We start from the raw sequence: 14,253 nt of genomic DNA on the forward strand, positions 1-14,253 counted from the left end.
GAAGGCCCCCTTTGTGTAGTTAAGCTTGCTGCAATTTTTTTGTTAAATCTATTATTTCAACTGCCAACTCCAATGCCTGTTGCATATTGCCCAATTGACTTGCTTCTTGCTGCAGAAATTTCTTTTGATTAATTTTTTCAGCAATGCGCGCCTTTTGGAATAAATGCAAAATGCTTTTTATTTCTTCTTCTGAAGAATCTTGTGGCACAGTGAGATAGGCAATTTCAATCACTTTATTTTTTATTGACGTCTCCGTCAAATAATCGAGAAAATCCGGCAGCGAAAAACTACCAAAACTCTCAATAAAGTTTTCATACATAAAATAAATTGTTTGGTACTCGTCGTGAATAAAAACTAATTGCGCTTGCTGTAGGCGTGCCAGTAATGAACTGTCGTTGAAAAGTCGATATAAAACCAACTGCTCACCACGTTCCACCTGTGTTAACGTCCGTTTTGGTGTCTGAGGCAGCACAGTGCTTGATGAGTCGCCACTCACATCATGACTTACTTGTTCATAGTCAGCCTTTTGTTGGGTTGGCTTTTTTTCTGCTTGCCGACGCGCTTGTTTAAATTCACTTAGTTGTTGTTGCAATGTTTCACGACTCAAATGAAACTCCATTGCAATTTGGGTTAAATAACGATCTTGTGCTAACAAAGAATCGACTTTTGCCAATTCTTGCAACAGCTCCGTAACATAATCCAATTGTTCCTTTTCATTACCTAAATTGCGATTTTGGCGCAAGTAGGCCATTTTAAAACCAAAAACCGTCTCACGCCCGTGATACGCCAAATCATAAAACGCCGCACTACCATATTTTCTTACATATTCATCTGGATCGAGTTTTTCTGGTAATTGTAAAATTGCCAAATCCAAATTACTGTGTTCAGCCAATAAGCCAATCGCACGATCAGTAGCAGCTAATCCTGCTTTATCTCCATCATAGCTAATGACAATTTCACCAGCAACGCGTTCAATTGCAGCGATTTGCTGACTAGTTAAACTCGTTCCCATGCTGGCAATTCCGTTTTTCACACCAGACTGCCATGCCGCGATAACATCCATAAACCCTTCAAATAAAAACACCGTATTTTCTTTACGAATAGTTGGTCTGGCTTTATCAAAGTTAAAGAGTACTTGCCGTTTGTTGAATAATTCAGTTTCCGGCGAGTTCAAATATTTCGGTTGATTTTCTCCTTTGAATTCTTCTGTTGTTAAAATTCTGCCGGAAAAACCAATTGTCTTACCCTTTGCATCATGGATTGGGAACATAATCCGCTGGTAAAAACGATCAGCCAATTCTCCATTTTCCCGCTCAACAAAAAGTCCTGTCTGTGCTAGAAGTGCAGTTTCAACTTTCTCGTTTGCAAAAACTTGCCGTAAAAACTGTCTTTCATTTGGAGCAAAGCCAATCTCAAATTCTGCAATCAGCTCTTCTGTTAAGCCGCGGTTTAACAAATAATCTAGCGCAGCTTGTCCAGCAGCAGTATTTACCAACATATGATGATATACTTCTTTTGCTTTTTCGTGGAGCTTAATTAGCCCTTGCTGCGGCGAGTTTAGCGTGTGTGCTTGCGTATCAATTTTGTACTCAGGGGCAAAAGGAATTTGTTCAATCTCAGCCACCTTAGCCACTGCTTCTGGAAAAGTTAACCCTTCCAATTCTTCCACAAAACCAAAAACATTGCCGCCACGACCACAACCAAAACAATGGAAAATCTGCTTATCTTCAGCAACAGAAAAAGAAGGTGTTTTTTCTTCGTGAAAAGGACATAAGCCTACATAGTTTTTGCCGGCTTTTTTAAGCTGAACGTATTGGCCGATGACTTCGACGATATTGCTTTTTTCACGAATCTCATCAATTACATTCTGAGGTATTCTTGCCACTTCACTCACCTCCAGCCTGCAAATTATTAAATAATTGTTATCGGTAAAAAATCGCACTAATTAAAAATCAGCGCGACTTCAAAAAAGACCCAATAATACAAACTATATTCTAACATATTCTTATTGTTTTTCAAGTGTTACGCCCCAAAGTGTCGTAATTGAAAAAAGCAAAAAAATAGTGGTTGCAAAAAAATAATTTGTAAATCTTTCATATTTGAATGTTCAAATACATTTTATTTGTATTGATCTTCTAGTTTACTCATCCAAGCTCCTAATAATATACCTAACACACACAAGACAAAGCAGCCTGCATAACTACCGAGATTAAAACCACTGTAATTTGTTGGGACAATCATCACGGTTGAAGCAAAAACAATTCCTAAAATAAAATGGAATAATTGCGGATACGCTTTACTAAAAATATAATCCATTACTTTTGATAAGCCTAAAACGGTCACAATCCCACCAATGCCAATTGGAATAATCACACTGAAATTCAAATCTTTAATGCCGTCAGACATAGCCTTATACATTCCCATATAAACTAAAAAGTTAGAAGGACTAAGCCCAGGCACGATCATTCCCAGACCAATTAAGCCACCAGCAATAACCCAGGTGAAAAAGTTTTGATCCACATGTAAGAATAAGCCAGAACCTTTCCATAAGAACAAAAAGCCCAAAACAAAGCTGACTGCTAAGATGATAATTTCTCGCGTACTCCGCCCTTTTTTTCCTGCTTCTTGCCATAAAGCCGGTACAGTTCCAATGATACAGCCTACAAAAAACCATAAAATAATTGTTTCATAAGTTCCCAGTAAAAAACTAACGACAAAAGATAACAAGAATACTCCCGTAACACCGCCTAGTCCAACTGGGATAAAAAACAAAACATTTTCTTTAAAGTTACGGGTAATATGAGCTAAAAAAGAAATAATCCGTTCATAAATACCAAAAATCGCTGCTAACGCTCCGCCAGAAACCCCAGGTAAAATAAAGCCAGAGCCAATAAACATCCCTTTGACAAAACGCAATAGCCAATCTTTGGTTTTCGCCTCTTTTGACATTGATTTTTCCATTACAACTAAACACTCCTCATCATAAATTCAAATTAAACAACATAGCTAATGAAAATTCCCTTTTAAAGTTTAGCATACTTGCCTTGGCTTGCAAGTTAAAATAGAAAGTTTGTCCAATTGATTTTCTTTTCATTCATCTTTACTACGTCAGCATAAAATAAATTGCCGCCATTGTGATATAAAAATCCTCCATTGTAAAAAATAGACTGCAGTCCCCAATAGCGATATTTTGTTTGCTCTTCATTCCCTAAAATTGGTGACAAAACATTTTTAGAATAGCTTTCCGCCAACTTTAATGTATTTTTACCACCATTTTTTGCAACGTAATCAACATAGTCGAGACCAAAGTTATAAGCCTGAACCGCCGTCCAAATGTCACAATCGGCATCTTTTGCCTTTTTAATAGCTTGTGCCAGAAAATTTACTCCTGCGTCAATGCTTTCATCAGAAGTGGCAATTTTATTTTGCTGGCCATAACTGCTTTCAGAGCTTTGCATAATATCAGAGCCCCGACCTTTTGACTCTGTAAAAATAATTGCTTGTGCCAATTGTTTTTGATCTTGAATTTGATATTTTTTTACTGTTTGTGCCACGATAGCATCATATTGATGCACCCGTTTTAGTATTTGATAATTGCGATATCCTGTCACCATGACACCGATTAAAACGATCAAAACGATAATTTTCAATAAGAACTTGCTAATCTTTTTAAACATATAAACCATCCAAATCTTCTGAGTATTTTTCTATACTACTATTTCTAAATTCCTGTGACTATGTCTAACTAGATTCTTTGGAATAATTTTAGAAAAACAAAAGATTTCGTGCCGCTAACTTACAGTATTGTTTGTTCATTGTTACCCGTATCATTGTTCAGAATGTTAAACAATCGTTATAATGAAATTGAGGGGATGTCCATGACAAACGGCTATATTTTTTTAAACGATCAAACAAAGCTTTATTATGAGCGCTACGGTGCAGGGAAGCCTTTAATTTTTTTACATGGTAATAACAGCAGTGGGCGCTACTTCAAAGAGCAAATTCCTTTTTTTGCTGCTTATTTTGACTGCATCGTGCTTGACACCCGCGGTCACGGCCGTTCTGATAACAAAGCCAATGAACTTAATTTTCGACTTTTAGCTGGTGACTTAGCCGAAGTCATGGAGCAACTAAAGCTCAGTAAAGCAAGTATATTAGGTTTCAGCGACGGTGCTAATCTCGCCATGGTTTTTGCCCATATTTTTCCTGATAAAATAGAAAAGCTAATTTTAAATTCCGGCAATTATCGCTTAAGCGGAGAAAAATGGCCACCAAAAATGGCCACCCAATTTGGTTATTTTGCCTCTGCCTTTTTAGGTCTTTTCAGTCACTATTTTTATCGCCAAAAAAATATGCTCGGCTTAATGATAGATGACTTACCCCTAAAAGAAGCCGATTTAAAGCAGATTGTCGCGCCTACTTTAGTAATCGCGGGCACACAAGATGTCATTAAGACTAGTCACACCAAAAAAATTGCCGCTCTTTTAGCGAATAGTACGTTAATTTTGATAAAAAGAGCTGGTCACACAGCTGCACAACGTCACCCAGAATATTTCAACCATGTTGTTTACAAATTTTTACAAGAAAAGTAGGTGTTGGTATGCAAAAAATTATTACCAAAGTAAAAAGCTATGAAAGTATTTTAAAAACAATTTTTCTATTTGCTGTTATCGTAATTGTCGCCGGTGAATTAATCTCCATCAGTAAAACCATTAATATTGATCAATTAAAGATGACCTTAGTTGATGTACCTATCTATAAAGTCTTTTTAATGCTTGTAATTGGTCTTGTAGCGGTCTTGCCGATGGTAGGTTATGACTTCACCTTAAATAAAATGTTAAATTTGGATCATAAAAAAAGTTATATTTTTGAAACGAGTTGGTTAATCAACACGATTAATAATATCGCAGGCTTTGGCGGATTTGTTAGTATCGGTTTACGCTCTGAATTTTTTGGCAAAGGACAAAAAGGCAAAGATGTCGCAAGTGCCTTATCCAAGATTTTAATCTTTTTAATGTCTGGTCTTTCTATTTATAGTCTTATTTCGTTTTTCTTAGTGATGTTCACAGATATCAATCCTTATTTAAAACAATATTGGATTTGGTTAATCGGTGGTGGCCTATATTTTCCCGTTGTTTTACTTATCACCCACTTCAAAAAAACCGGCTTGTTAGGCGGCTTAAAGCCACAGTATCGCTTGGAATTAATCGCCAGTTCTTTTCTTGAGTGGACAGGTGTTGCCGGTTCATTTTTAGCAATTGGCTATCTAATGGAAGTTCCGTTTCCATTATGGCAAGTTTTACCCCTTTACATCGCTGCTTCTGTCATTGGGATTGTTTCCATGATTCCAGGTGCACTAGGCAGTTTTGATATTATGATGATCTTAGGATTATCCAATCTGGGAATTAATCGGGAAACAGTTATTGCATGGCTGCTATTGTACCGCATTTTTTATTACTTGATTCCTGTTGCAATTGGATTAGTGCTGTTTTTCAAAAATTTATGGACTAAAGTGGATACCCGCTACTCTGGTATTCCTAAACAGTTGACATTAGAGGTTTTCCATAAAATTGAAGTAGCTATGTTATATTTTTCTGGCATTATGATGGTCTTAATGGCGACTGTTCCCCAAGCTTTTTCAGAATTCAAATGGCTGCAACATGTCAATCCATTTCGTTTTCATATTATCGTTCAGTTTCCTAGTATCATTTTAGGATTTAGCTTATTGATTATGGGGCGCGCGATTGCCTCAAGGGTAAAACGAGCTTACTTTCCTACGATCATGTTGCTTGTAGCTGCCATTATTTACACCTTTTTAATTGATTTTAGTCTTGTTGCGGTTATCTTTTTAAGCCTGATTCTACTCATTACACTTTTATCAAAAACAGAATTATTCCGCGAACAATTGGTTTATTCTTTTGAGCAGTTGACCATTGATGGCATAATTATTGGTGGATTAACTTTATTGTATTTAATTATTGGGATTTACAATTTACCAACATTTCCCCATCACCACAAAAAAATCATTAGCTTTTTCTTGTTTCCATCTGAAAAATTATGGTTTTCAGGCTTTATTGCTATTTTAGTAATCGCGTTGTTTATTTTACTTTTTGTCCGCTACTTGCAAGGAAAGAAAACGCAACCTGGCGAAACGTTCAACGAAGCCAAAGTCAGTCATATATTAAACACTTACGGTGGAAATTCAGATTCGCAATTAGTTTATTTAAAAGACAAAAATATTTATGTTTATAACGACGGTACTGATGACACTGTCTTTTTACAATTTGCTACCTATAATAATAAAAATATCGTGATGGGCAGTCCTAATGGTAAAAAATCAGATTTTGAAGCAGCTATTGCGCAATTTATCCGCGATGCCGATGTGTTAGGTTACTTGCCTGTCTTTTATGAAACAGACGAAGACACCGTTATGATTTTGCATGAATTAGGATACGACTTTATCAAAATGGGTGAAGAAGCTTTAGTTGAGTTGGATACTTTTACAACTTCAGGTAAGAAAATGAAGGGGACACGAGCGGTCTTAAACAAAATTGAGAAAAATGGTTTTACCTTTGAAGTTATCCAACCGCCTTATTCAACTGAAACCATGGCTACTTTTAAAGAAATTTCCGATAGTTGGTTAGATGGCCGCAAGGAAAAAGGCTTCTCCCTTGGCTTTTTTGATGAAGATTATTTACAACGCGGACCAATGGCTGTAGTGAAAAATAGCGCAGGAGAAATCGTCTCTTTTGCAAATATTATTCCAACTTATACAAAAGAAATTGGAACGATTGATTTAATGCGACACCATGCTGACAAAGCCCCATCTGGTAGTATGGATTTTCTATTTGTTAATTTATTTGCTTATATGCAAAACGAAGGTATTCAATATTTTGATCTAGGCATGGCCCCACTTTCAAATGTTGGACAATCCCGCAAAAGTTTTATTCAAGAACGAATTGCCTATTTAGTTTATGAGTTTGGTTCCCGATTTTATTCTTTCCAAGGTTTACGAGACTATAAAGAAAAATATGCCAGTCAATGGCGTTCTCGCTACACCTTGTATTCCAGAGACAGCTGGATAGCTTACGTTATGTTAGCCATTTTATTTATTGACAATCGCGCCGTTGGCAAAAATACGCCCCTTCACGGTGTTAAGCGTTTCTTGAAACGTTAAACAGCTTTCAGGCTTAAATTAAGCGTAAAAGCACTATTAAAAAAAACCGGAGCAATTAAATTGCTCCGGTTTTTTTAAATAATACGCCAATGTTTCAAAGGATAATAAACAAAACGAGCTTTGCCTAAAATATCTTGGGACTTAATGGCACCAAAAGAGCGACTGTCCTTTGAAATACGTCGGTTATCTCCCATAACAAAATAACTGTCTCGTGCCAGTTTTTTAGTCCCCGTCAACTCCTCTAAAGAAAAATCATTGGTAAATGAACCTTCATCTGCCAAGTGCCGCTTATTTGCAACTAAAAATTTTTCTGGGACTTTTTTACCGTTAATATAAAGATTGTCATTATCATAACGCAACTCATCTCCAGGTAACGCGATGACACGTTTAATATACGTTGTACCACTTGCAAGTTGAAAAACAACCACATCAAAACGTTTAATTTTAGAAATCTTTTCCATGACAACCATATCCCCTTGCTTCAAAGTTGTCTCCATCGAATTTCCCTCAACCGGTACTGGAATTAACAAAAAACCACGAACTAAAATAGCAAGTGAAAGTGCAATAATGGCATATTTTATTGTCATCCAAAAATAATCTTTAAATTTTTTCATACCATTTCTCCTGCATCACTTCTTTGCTGTCATTTCTTTTTTTAATTCAGTAATTCCCCTGTTGTAAGCTGCATCATGGGCCCTGATTTGTAGTGCCAATTCATTTTCAATTGCATCAGCTGTTTCTTTATTTAAAATGCCGGTTACAGACAATTTATGTTTACTTTGAAAATCTTTTAAAGCATTTGTCGTTTCCGCGGTAAAAACATCTTCTTTTGTATCATAGCCCAGCGCCGCTAAAAAGCGATTCAAGCGTTTAACCTCTGTTGATGTTTGTCCTTCTTTTAATTCTTTATCCCGCGGTAAAGGCGCAAGATAAGCGTAATCGGGAAAATCAGCTTTTATGGTTGGCGTTAATCCTTTTTCGTGAATCCAATGGCCTTTTGGCGTTAACCATTTACTTACGGTTAGTTTTAAACTACTCTTGTCATCAATTGGGCTAACCGTTTGAACGGTTCCTTTACCAAAAGTTGTCGTCCCAATAATTGGTATATTAGCAGACTCGTTTAAAGCTGCTGCAAAGATTTCTGTCGCCGAAGCAGAACCACCATCAACTAGAACAACACTTGGTTCACTGACTTTAAAACCTTGATCAAACTTTTCGCCCGCCACCGCTTTTGACACGGTTCGATGATTGTCTTTAAATTCAACAATTGTTTGACCATTTTTTAAAAACATGCTCGCCATTTCCTCAACTTGATCTAATAAGCCACCAGGATTTTGTCGTACATCTAAAATAAATGACTTTGCGCCTTGTTTGCGCAATGAAACAATGGCATCCTTTAATTCTTTGGCAGTATTTTCACCAAAGCTAGCAATTTGAATTACACCAATTTGTTTGTCATCCGCGCTGATTTTATCTGTTACGGTGTGTATGGAAATTTTTGCTCTTTTTAGGCTCGTGGTAAACGTTTCATGCCCCCGCCTAATTTCTAAAGTTACCTCAGTTCCTTTTTTACCTCGAATTTTACTAACAACCTCATCTAATTTTTTACCTTTAGTTGCCATATCATCTACTTTTAAAATGATATCTTTTGCCCTCAAACCTTTTTTAGCAGCCGGTGTATCTTTAATTGGTGCTTGCGCTATTTCAGGATAATCATTTTTTATTTGCAAAGTAGCACCAATTCCTTCAAAACTATCGGATAGTGATTGGTTGAGCTGACTAGAACCTTCTTCATCTAAAAAGGTTGTATACGGGTCACCTAAAGCCTCTGTCATACCTTTAAGAGCACCATTTACTAAAGTTTTAGAATCAACATCTCGATAATAGCTACTTTTTATTTCGTCGTATAATTGATGTACTTTAGCCAGCTCATCTGTCTGAGGGCTACGGGATTCTTTTTGCAACTCGTGCAGCGTACCGTATAAATAACCGCCACCACCAAATAGAAGTGCCGCTGCAAGTAAAGAGATGAGGTATAATTTTATGGATATTTTTTTCATCCCTGGCCTACTTTCTTAACGATTGTTTTCCACGTATTGTTCATAAATACGGTCAAAAATATCCATGCTAGATAAATAATCAACATTCATTTCTAAATAACTCGATAATTCATCATAATCACTAGTATGTTTTGGAAATTGAATATCACAACTAACATGATTGGCAAAAACTTGCTCTTCACTTAAGTGATTGGGACCTTTTAAGGTGAGAACATAGTGATAAAAACTTCTACGCATCAAAATCCTCCCAATGCTCTTTGATAAATTCTGCTCTTCTTTGGTGATTTAGAGCAAAGTTTTGGGGATTTTTTTTATAATAATCTTGATGATACCCCTCTGCTTCATAAAAAGGTTGCGCAGGCTCAATTTGCGTGACAATTGGTTCTTTAAAAATACCGCTATCAGCTAAAGCTTGACGACTTTTTAAAGCTGCAACTTTTTGTTCTTCGTTCAAATAAAAAATTACCGGCCGATAATTATCACCACGATCTTGAAATTGACCAAAGGCGTCCGTTGGATCTGTTTGTTGCCAATAAATTTGCAATAAATCAGTATAACGGATCACTGCTGGATCAAAAATAATTTCAACAGCTTCGGTATGACCTGTTGTGTGGGTCAAAACTTGTTCATAAGTTGGATTTTTAACATGCCCCCCAGTATAACCAGAAGTTACTGTATAAATACCAGGTTGCTCATCAAAAGGTTGCACCATGCACCAAAAGCATCCGCCAGCAAAAATTGCTCGTTCCATCAAATCAGTCCTTTCTTTCCGGTAAATATAAGCCTACCTGAATCTCATCGTCAATTAAATTGATTTTTTTTGCTTTGACGAAAAGTCCCGTAGGTAATTGAAATTGATCCAAGCGCAACGTGATCGATTTATCTTTTGGTTTTACCTCAATCCATTCTGGAAAATCATAACCACGTTTTACCAATTTCATTACTTCTTCAATCGGTAAACCAAGTGTGCCAATCGACATGCTTTTCGCCCGTAATTGGATATTGCCATTTTCCATCACAAAAGGATCAAAATACAAATAAAAATGTACAGGAAAATTTAATACTTTGGTTTCCCCCGAAAGCATTGCTTCATTTTCCAAAGCAAATTGATACTTCACACTACTATCTTTTTGAAAATCGGTTAAATAGTAATCAATCAAAGCATTCAATTGACTTTTATTCATGGAGATCGTCGTTACTTCTTGTCCTTTTTTGTCTAATACTTTTGTTGTTTTACTATAATCGGGTTCGCGAATGGAAAAAATTCGTGTCCCCAAAAACACACCTGTTCCTAAAACAAAAGCAATTAAACACAAAAAGGCAATTTTCCAGCCGTTCATTTTTTTAAAGTCAAATTTTTTTGATGCTTGTTTTTCTTCGCGAGTTTGCGTTGATTTATTCTCTGTCATATGTGACTGCTCCTCGTCTTTATTTTTTGGTCTACTTTTTAATTAGCCATTGTGCTTGTGTTTTGATTAATTCATCCCGCAATGCATTTGCCATTAACTGATAGCCTAAATTATTGGGGTGAAATTTATCTTGATCATACAAAGCGTTGTTATCTACAATATTTAAATCACTACTATCAGAACTTTTTATCTCATCTTCGGTTGAAGAATCCAGAGTACTATCAATACCTACCTCATTATCTAAACCCCGATATAACAGGTCATTAATAGGAATAAAGTAGACATTTTTGAATGTTTTCGTGGTTTCTTCAGTCGCTAAATTCCAGTTATCAACAATTTTTTGCATATCGGTAATTTCAGGAAAGTTTAAATAAAAAGGATTATAAATACCAAAGACATAGATTGGAGCATTTTTATTTTGTTTTTGCATTAGCGCAATAATTTCAGCCACTCTTTTTTGATACTTTTCTTGTGGTCTTTTAAAAGTCTTAATCGATAAACCAAAGAAGTTATCTTGGATGACCTTCATTAAATCGTTGCCCCCCACCGTTAACGTTAGAATATCGGCAGTAGCAACATTTGATAAAATTGACTCCTCTTTTTTCATGCGCGTTAAAATCTGATCACTGCGTTCACCAGCAACACCATAGTTTTCCACTTCCACACTCGTTAAACGATAACGTTCTGTAATATCACTGGTTACTATCGGTACAAAACCACCACGTTTTGTTTCATCGCCGATGCCTTCAGTTAGGGAATCCCCAATGGCGACAAAGTGAAGTTTTTCCTTTTGATTTTTTACCACTTCACTAACTTGGGCAGGCTTTAAAATTGGTTTTGCCTGCGGAATCGTCTGATTTAATACGATATAAATAAGCAATGCTCCAATTCCTACGCTTAAAAGCGTAATCAGGGGTTTAAAAAATTTCAAAAGCTAAACCTCCCTTTAATTAAATAAACTATTATTGATGATTAAAAAAACATCCTGTTACGAATTTGGGCAAAATAATTTCTATTCCTTAACAAAAAGATTAAACCATGCGCTTTTTTTGACAACGAAAATTCCAGCCTTGTCACACTTTTACTGGACTAGTAGCAAAAGCTATAGCACCGCTTATTTTAGCAAAAAAAACATGAAATGGGTAGTTTGCCCACCGCTTTCCTATAAAGCTTTACTTTTCTACAATTTTTATTGCAGCCTTTTTTATTATTGCTGCAAAAATAAAAAAGTTGAAACAAAAACCACAAGTTGACGCTAACTGCCAAAATCGTCTAGTGAAATGCTAAGCTCTTAAAAACTACTAACCTTAAGAGCTTTAAAGCACTTTTCTATCTTATTTTGGCACTTTGCCAACTTATCTTTGTCTCAACTTCAAATTATTAGTCTTCGGTATAATAGGTGATGGCAAAAGCGCCTTTACCTGTATGGGTCGCAATAATTGGCGTGGTGTGCAACAAAGGAATATGCATTTCTGGAAATAGTTCTTGCAGTTCCTTTTTAAATTCTTCACATAATGCTAACCCATCAGCATGGGAAATCCCAATACTTTTAACATTTGTTTTTTGTTGCAATTCTTTTTTCAAACCGTCAAACCACTTGGTAAATGTTTTAGTGCCGCGCCCTTTAACCACAGGAATTAACTCTGAATGATCAAAGTCCATTACAACGCGCATATTTAATAAATTCGATAAAATGCCAGTAGCACGACTAATTCGGCCACCTTTCACCAAATTATCCAAAGTGGAAACACCAATATAAAGCTTCGTATTTTCCCGTACTTTTTCAACCGCTACCAAAACTTCTGCTAAAGAATTCCCAGCTCGTGCCATTTCAGCGGCTTTGATGACTTGGAAAGATAATCCTTGGTCAGTTGTATCACTGTCGATGACAGTCACATCACTTTTTGACAAGTTGCTGGCTTGTCGGGCAGCTTCAACAGTCCCACTTAAGCCTTTTGTCATATGAATTGATAAAATCTGACTACCATCTGCTCCCAGTTCATCAAAAAGTTCGACAAACTCCCCAATCGGCGGCTGACTCGTTTTAGGCAGTTCTTTGGCACTGGCCATCATACTCATGAACTTTTCCCCAGGTAACGTTTCATCATCTTTATATAAAACGCCATCAATCATAACCGACAAGGGAACGATTTGAATATCTAATTTTTCTTGTAACGCTTTTTCCATCGTACACGATGAATCGGTAACTATTTTAAGTTTTGCCATGGTTCCTTCACTCTTCCTTTAACATTGCTCATCTTCATGTTAAAATACAGCTAAACATGCTCTGTCACTAAGTATAACAGAGACATTTTGTTTTTTCATTAATTTTGGAACATTCCCTAAAAGGAGGCTGTAAATACGTGGACAAACCGCAATTTTCCCGTAAATATTTAATCGTCAACGAAATCTTAAACGCTGTGACCCACGGTATCGGTTTTGGTTTAGCAGTAGCTGGTTTAGTTATCTTATTAGTTAAAGGAGCCCGTTTAGACTCAGCTCTTCACGTCGTCTCGTATGCAATTTATGGTTCAATGATGATTTTATTATTTTTATCTTCCACCTTATTTCATAGTTTAATTTTCACCAAAGCAAAAAAAGTCTTCCAAGTTTTCGATCACGATTCAATTTTTCTTTTAATTGCCGGTAGTTATACACCGTTTTGCCTACTAAGTGTTAAAGGCTGGCTTGGTTGGACATTATTTGCGTTAATTTGGCTTTTAGCTATCAGCGGCATTGTCTATAAATCCTTGACGCTGCATAAAAAAGACACCGTCTCGAAAGTCTCAACTTTCATATATTTATTTATGGGATGGCTTTGCTTAATTGCAGCTAAAGATTTATGGCTTTCTTTAGGCAATGTCGGCACTGCCCTTTTAGTTTCAGGCGGTGTTGCGTATTCTGTTGGCGCGCTTTTTTACAGTCTTAAAAATATTCGCTTCATGCATGTTGTCTGGCATTTGTTTGTCATGTTAGGGGCTGGTCTCATGTACTTTTCCATCTTACTTTACACATAATAAATTATCTAAAAATTTATACTTTCCATATAGTTAAAAAGTGCAATCAAAAGTTAACTTTTGATTGCACTTTTTGTTTAGTCTAAATGGATGCGTTCATATTCTTCAAAAGAGTGGGGGAATTTATTTTTTTCATCAACTTTTCCCGCAACTTTTTTGACTAAGCGCCAGTTTTCCCACTTAACTTCAGGAAAATACGTATCCCCTTCAAAGGAATTTTCAATCACCGTTCGAAAAATATAGTCACAAGCCGGCAATAACGTCGCATAAATTGCCCCACCACCAGCGATAAAAACCGTGTGATCACTTGCTTTTGCATAGGCGATAACTTGCTTAATATCATTCATAACAAGTACGCCCACTGGTGCTTGGTAATTTTCATTACGGGTTAAAATGATTGTCCTTCGTCCAGGCAAAGGGCGCCCCCCCATACCTTCAAAAGTTTTTCTCCCCATGACGAGGGTTTTACCCAATGTCATCTCTTTAAAAAATTTTAGATCATCTGGTAAATACCAAGGTAGAACTTCATTTTTACCAATTAAACCATTTTGATCTTGTGCCCAAATTGCTGCTAGCATGGCTACCTCCTT

14 protein-coding genes are annotated in these 14,253 nt (G+C 36.4%); 3 read left to right on the top strand and 11 right to left on the bottom strand.

Annotated features, from left to right (window positions below):
- Nucleotides 1-19 precede the first annotated feature (19 nt).
- The 3 genes from dnaG to P3T75_RS08230 all read right to left on the bottom strand — a co-directional run bounded on the left by dnaG (nucleotide 20) and on the right by P3T75_RS08230 (nucleotide 3,677).
- Nucleotides 20-1,885: a DNA primase gene (gene dnaG / locus P3T75_RS08220; protein ID WP_282461308.1), complete on the bottom strand. Its 1,866-nt coding sequence runs from the start codon at nucleotides 1,883-1,885 to the stop codon at nucleotides 20-22.
- A gap of 233 nt (nucleotides 1,886-2,118) precedes the next feature.
- On the bottom strand, nucleotides 2,119-2,961 hold the full coding sequence (locus P3T75_RS08225) for a DUF368 domain-containing protein (protein ID WP_282461309.1): 843 nt from the start codon (nucleotides 2,959-2,961) through the stop codon (nucleotides 2,119-2,121).
- Between the two features lie 95 nt (nucleotides 2,962-3,056).
- Nucleotides 3,057-3,677: a lysozyme family protein gene (locus tag P3T75_RS08230; protein ID WP_206905568.1), complete on the bottom strand. Its 621-nt coding sequence runs from the start codon at nucleotides 3,675-3,677 to the stop codon at nucleotides 3,057-3,059.
- A 162-nt stretch (nucleotides 3,678-3,839) separates the two neighbouring features.
- On the opposite strand from P3T75_RS08230, the gene P3T75_RS08235 reads away from it, so the two are divergent.
- A complete protein-coding gene (locus P3T75_RS08235) occupies nucleotides 3,840-4,592 on the top strand; it encodes an alpha/beta fold hydrolase (protein ID WP_282461310.1) in 753 nt (250 codons plus the stop codon).
- A gap of 8 nt (nucleotides 4,593-4,600) precedes the next feature.
- Nucleotides 4,601-7,177: a bifunctional lysylphosphatidylglycerol flippase/synthetase MprF gene (mprF, locus tag P3T75_RS08240; RefSeq protein WP_230708739.1), complete on the top strand. Its 2,577-nt coding sequence runs from the start codon at nucleotides 4,601-4,603 to the stop codon at nucleotides 7,175-7,177.
- Between the two features lie 74 nt (nucleotides 7,178-7,251).
- Here the strand turns inward: mprF and lepB are convergent, their stop codons facing one another.
- The 7 genes from lepB to P3T75_RS08275 all read right to left on the bottom strand — a co-directional run bounded on the left by lepB (nucleotide 7,252) and on the right by P3T75_RS08275 (nucleotide 12,872).
- Nucleotides 7,252-7,791: a signal peptidase I gene (gene lepB, locus P3T75_RS08245; RefSeq protein ID WP_206905566.1), complete on the bottom strand. Its 540-nt coding sequence runs from the start codon at nucleotides 7,789-7,791 to the stop codon at nucleotides 7,252-7,254.
- A gap of 15 nt (nucleotides 7,792-7,806) precedes the next feature.
- Nucleotides 7,807-9,237, bottom strand: a complete 1,431-nt coding sequence (locus P3T75_RS08250) for a S41 family peptidase (protein ID WP_282461311.1) — start codon at nucleotides 9,235-9,237, stop codon at nucleotides 7,807-7,809.
- Between the two features lie 15 nt (nucleotides 9,238-9,252).
- A complete protein-coding gene (locus P3T75_RS08255; protein WP_206905564.1) occupies nucleotides 9,253-9,474 on the bottom strand; it encodes a YozE family protein in 222 nt (73 codons plus the stop codon).
- Nucleotides 9,467-9,988, bottom strand: coding sequence for a peptide-methionine (S)-S-oxide reductase MsrA (msrA, locus tag P3T75_RS08260; protein WP_206905559.1), 522 nt, complete (start codon nucleotides 9,986-9,988; stop codon nucleotides 9,467-9,469). The genes P3T75_RS08255 and msrA overlap by 8 nt, the downstream gene beginning before the upstream one ends.
- Before the next feature lie 4 nt (nucleotides 9,989-9,992).
- Complete coding sequence (locus tag P3T75_RS08265; RefSeq protein ID WP_230708743.1) at nucleotides 9,993-10,646, bottom strand: YpmS family protein; 654 nt, start codon at nucleotides 10,644-10,646, stop codon at nucleotides 9,993-9,995.
- Between the two features lie 31 nt (nucleotides 10,647-10,677).
- Nucleotides 10,678-11,577 (bottom strand): SGNH/GDSL hydrolase family protein, encoded by a 900-nt coding sequence (locus P3T75_RS08270; RefSeq protein ID WP_282461312.1) that lies wholly within the window; start codon nucleotides 11,575-11,577, stop codon nucleotides 10,678-10,680.
- Between the two features lie 449 nt (nucleotides 11,578-12,026).
- On the bottom strand, nucleotides 12,027-12,872 hold the full coding sequence (locus P3T75_RS08275) for a DegV family protein (protein WP_282461313.1): 846 nt from the start codon (nucleotides 12,870-12,872) through the stop codon (nucleotides 12,027-12,029).
- A gap of 137 nt (nucleotides 12,873-13,009) precedes the next feature.
- On the opposite strand from P3T75_RS08275, the gene trhA reads away from it, so the two are divergent.
- Complete coding sequence (gene trhA, locus P3T75_RS08280) at nucleotides 13,010-13,663, top strand: PAQR family membrane homeostasis protein TrhA (RefSeq protein WP_282461314.1); 654 nt, start codon at nucleotides 13,010-13,012, stop codon at nucleotides 13,661-13,663.
- A gap of 77 nt (nucleotides 13,664-13,740) precedes the next feature.
- Here the strand turns inward: trhA and P3T75_RS08285 are convergent, their stop codons facing one another.
- Nucleotides 13,741-14,241, bottom strand: a complete 501-nt coding sequence (locus P3T75_RS08285) for a dihydrofolate reductase (protein ID WP_282461315.1) — start codon at nucleotides 14,239-14,241, stop codon at nucleotides 13,741-13,743.
- Nucleotides 14,242-14,253 lie beyond the last annotated feature (12 nt).

This window comes from Enterococcus montenegrensis (assembly GCF_029983095.1).
GTDB lineage: Bacteria > Bacillota > Bacilli > Lactobacillales > Enterococcaceae > Enterococcus_C > Enterococcus_C montenegrensis.

Excerpts from the sequence above, each read along its gene's own strand:
- P3T75_RS08255 (WP_206905564.1), bottom strand. The coding sequence starts at position 9,474 with ATGCGTAGAAGTTTTTATCACTATGTTCTCACCTTAAAAGGTCCCAAT.
- P3T75_RS08235 (WP_282461310.1), top strand. The coding sequence starts at position 3,840 with ATGTTAAACAATCGTTATAATGAAATTGAGGGGATGTCCATGACAAAC.
- P3T75_RS08230 (WP_206905568.1), bottom strand. The coding sequence starts at position 3,677 with ATGTTTAAAAAGATTAGCAAGTTCTTATTGAAAATTATCGTTTTGATC.
- lepB (WP_206905566.1), bottom strand. The coding sequence starts at position 7,791 with ATGAAAAAATTTAAAGATTATTTTTGGATGACAATAAAATATGCCATT.
- P3T75_RS08265 (WP_230708743.1), bottom strand. The coding sequence starts at position 10,646 with ATGACAGAGAATAAATCAACGCAAACTCGCGAAGAAAAACAAGCATCA.
- P3T75_RS08225 (WP_282461309.1), bottom strand. The coding sequence starts at position 2,961 with ATGGAAAAATCAATGTCAAAAGAGGCGAAAACCAAAGATTGGCTATTG.
- P3T75_RS08250 (WP_282461311.1), bottom strand. The coding sequence starts at position 9,237 with ATGAAAAAAATATCCATAAAATTATACCTCATCTCTTTACTTGCAGCG.
- P3T75_RS08275 (WP_282461313.1), bottom strand. The coding sequence starts at position 12,872 with ATGGCAAAACTTAAAATAGTTACCGATTCATCGTGTACGATGGAAAAA.
- msrA (WP_206905559.1), bottom strand. The coding sequence starts at position 9,988 with ATGGAACGAGCAATTTTTGCTGGCGGATGCTTTTGGTGCATGGTGCAA.
- P3T75_RS08285 (WP_282461315.1), bottom strand. The coding sequence starts at position 14,241 with ATGCTAGCAGCAATTTGGGCACAAGATCAAAATGGTTTAATTGGTAAA.
- mprF (WP_230708739.1), top strand. The coding sequence starts at position 4,601 with ATGCAAAAAATTATTACCAAAGTAAAAAGCTATGAAAGTATTTTAAAA.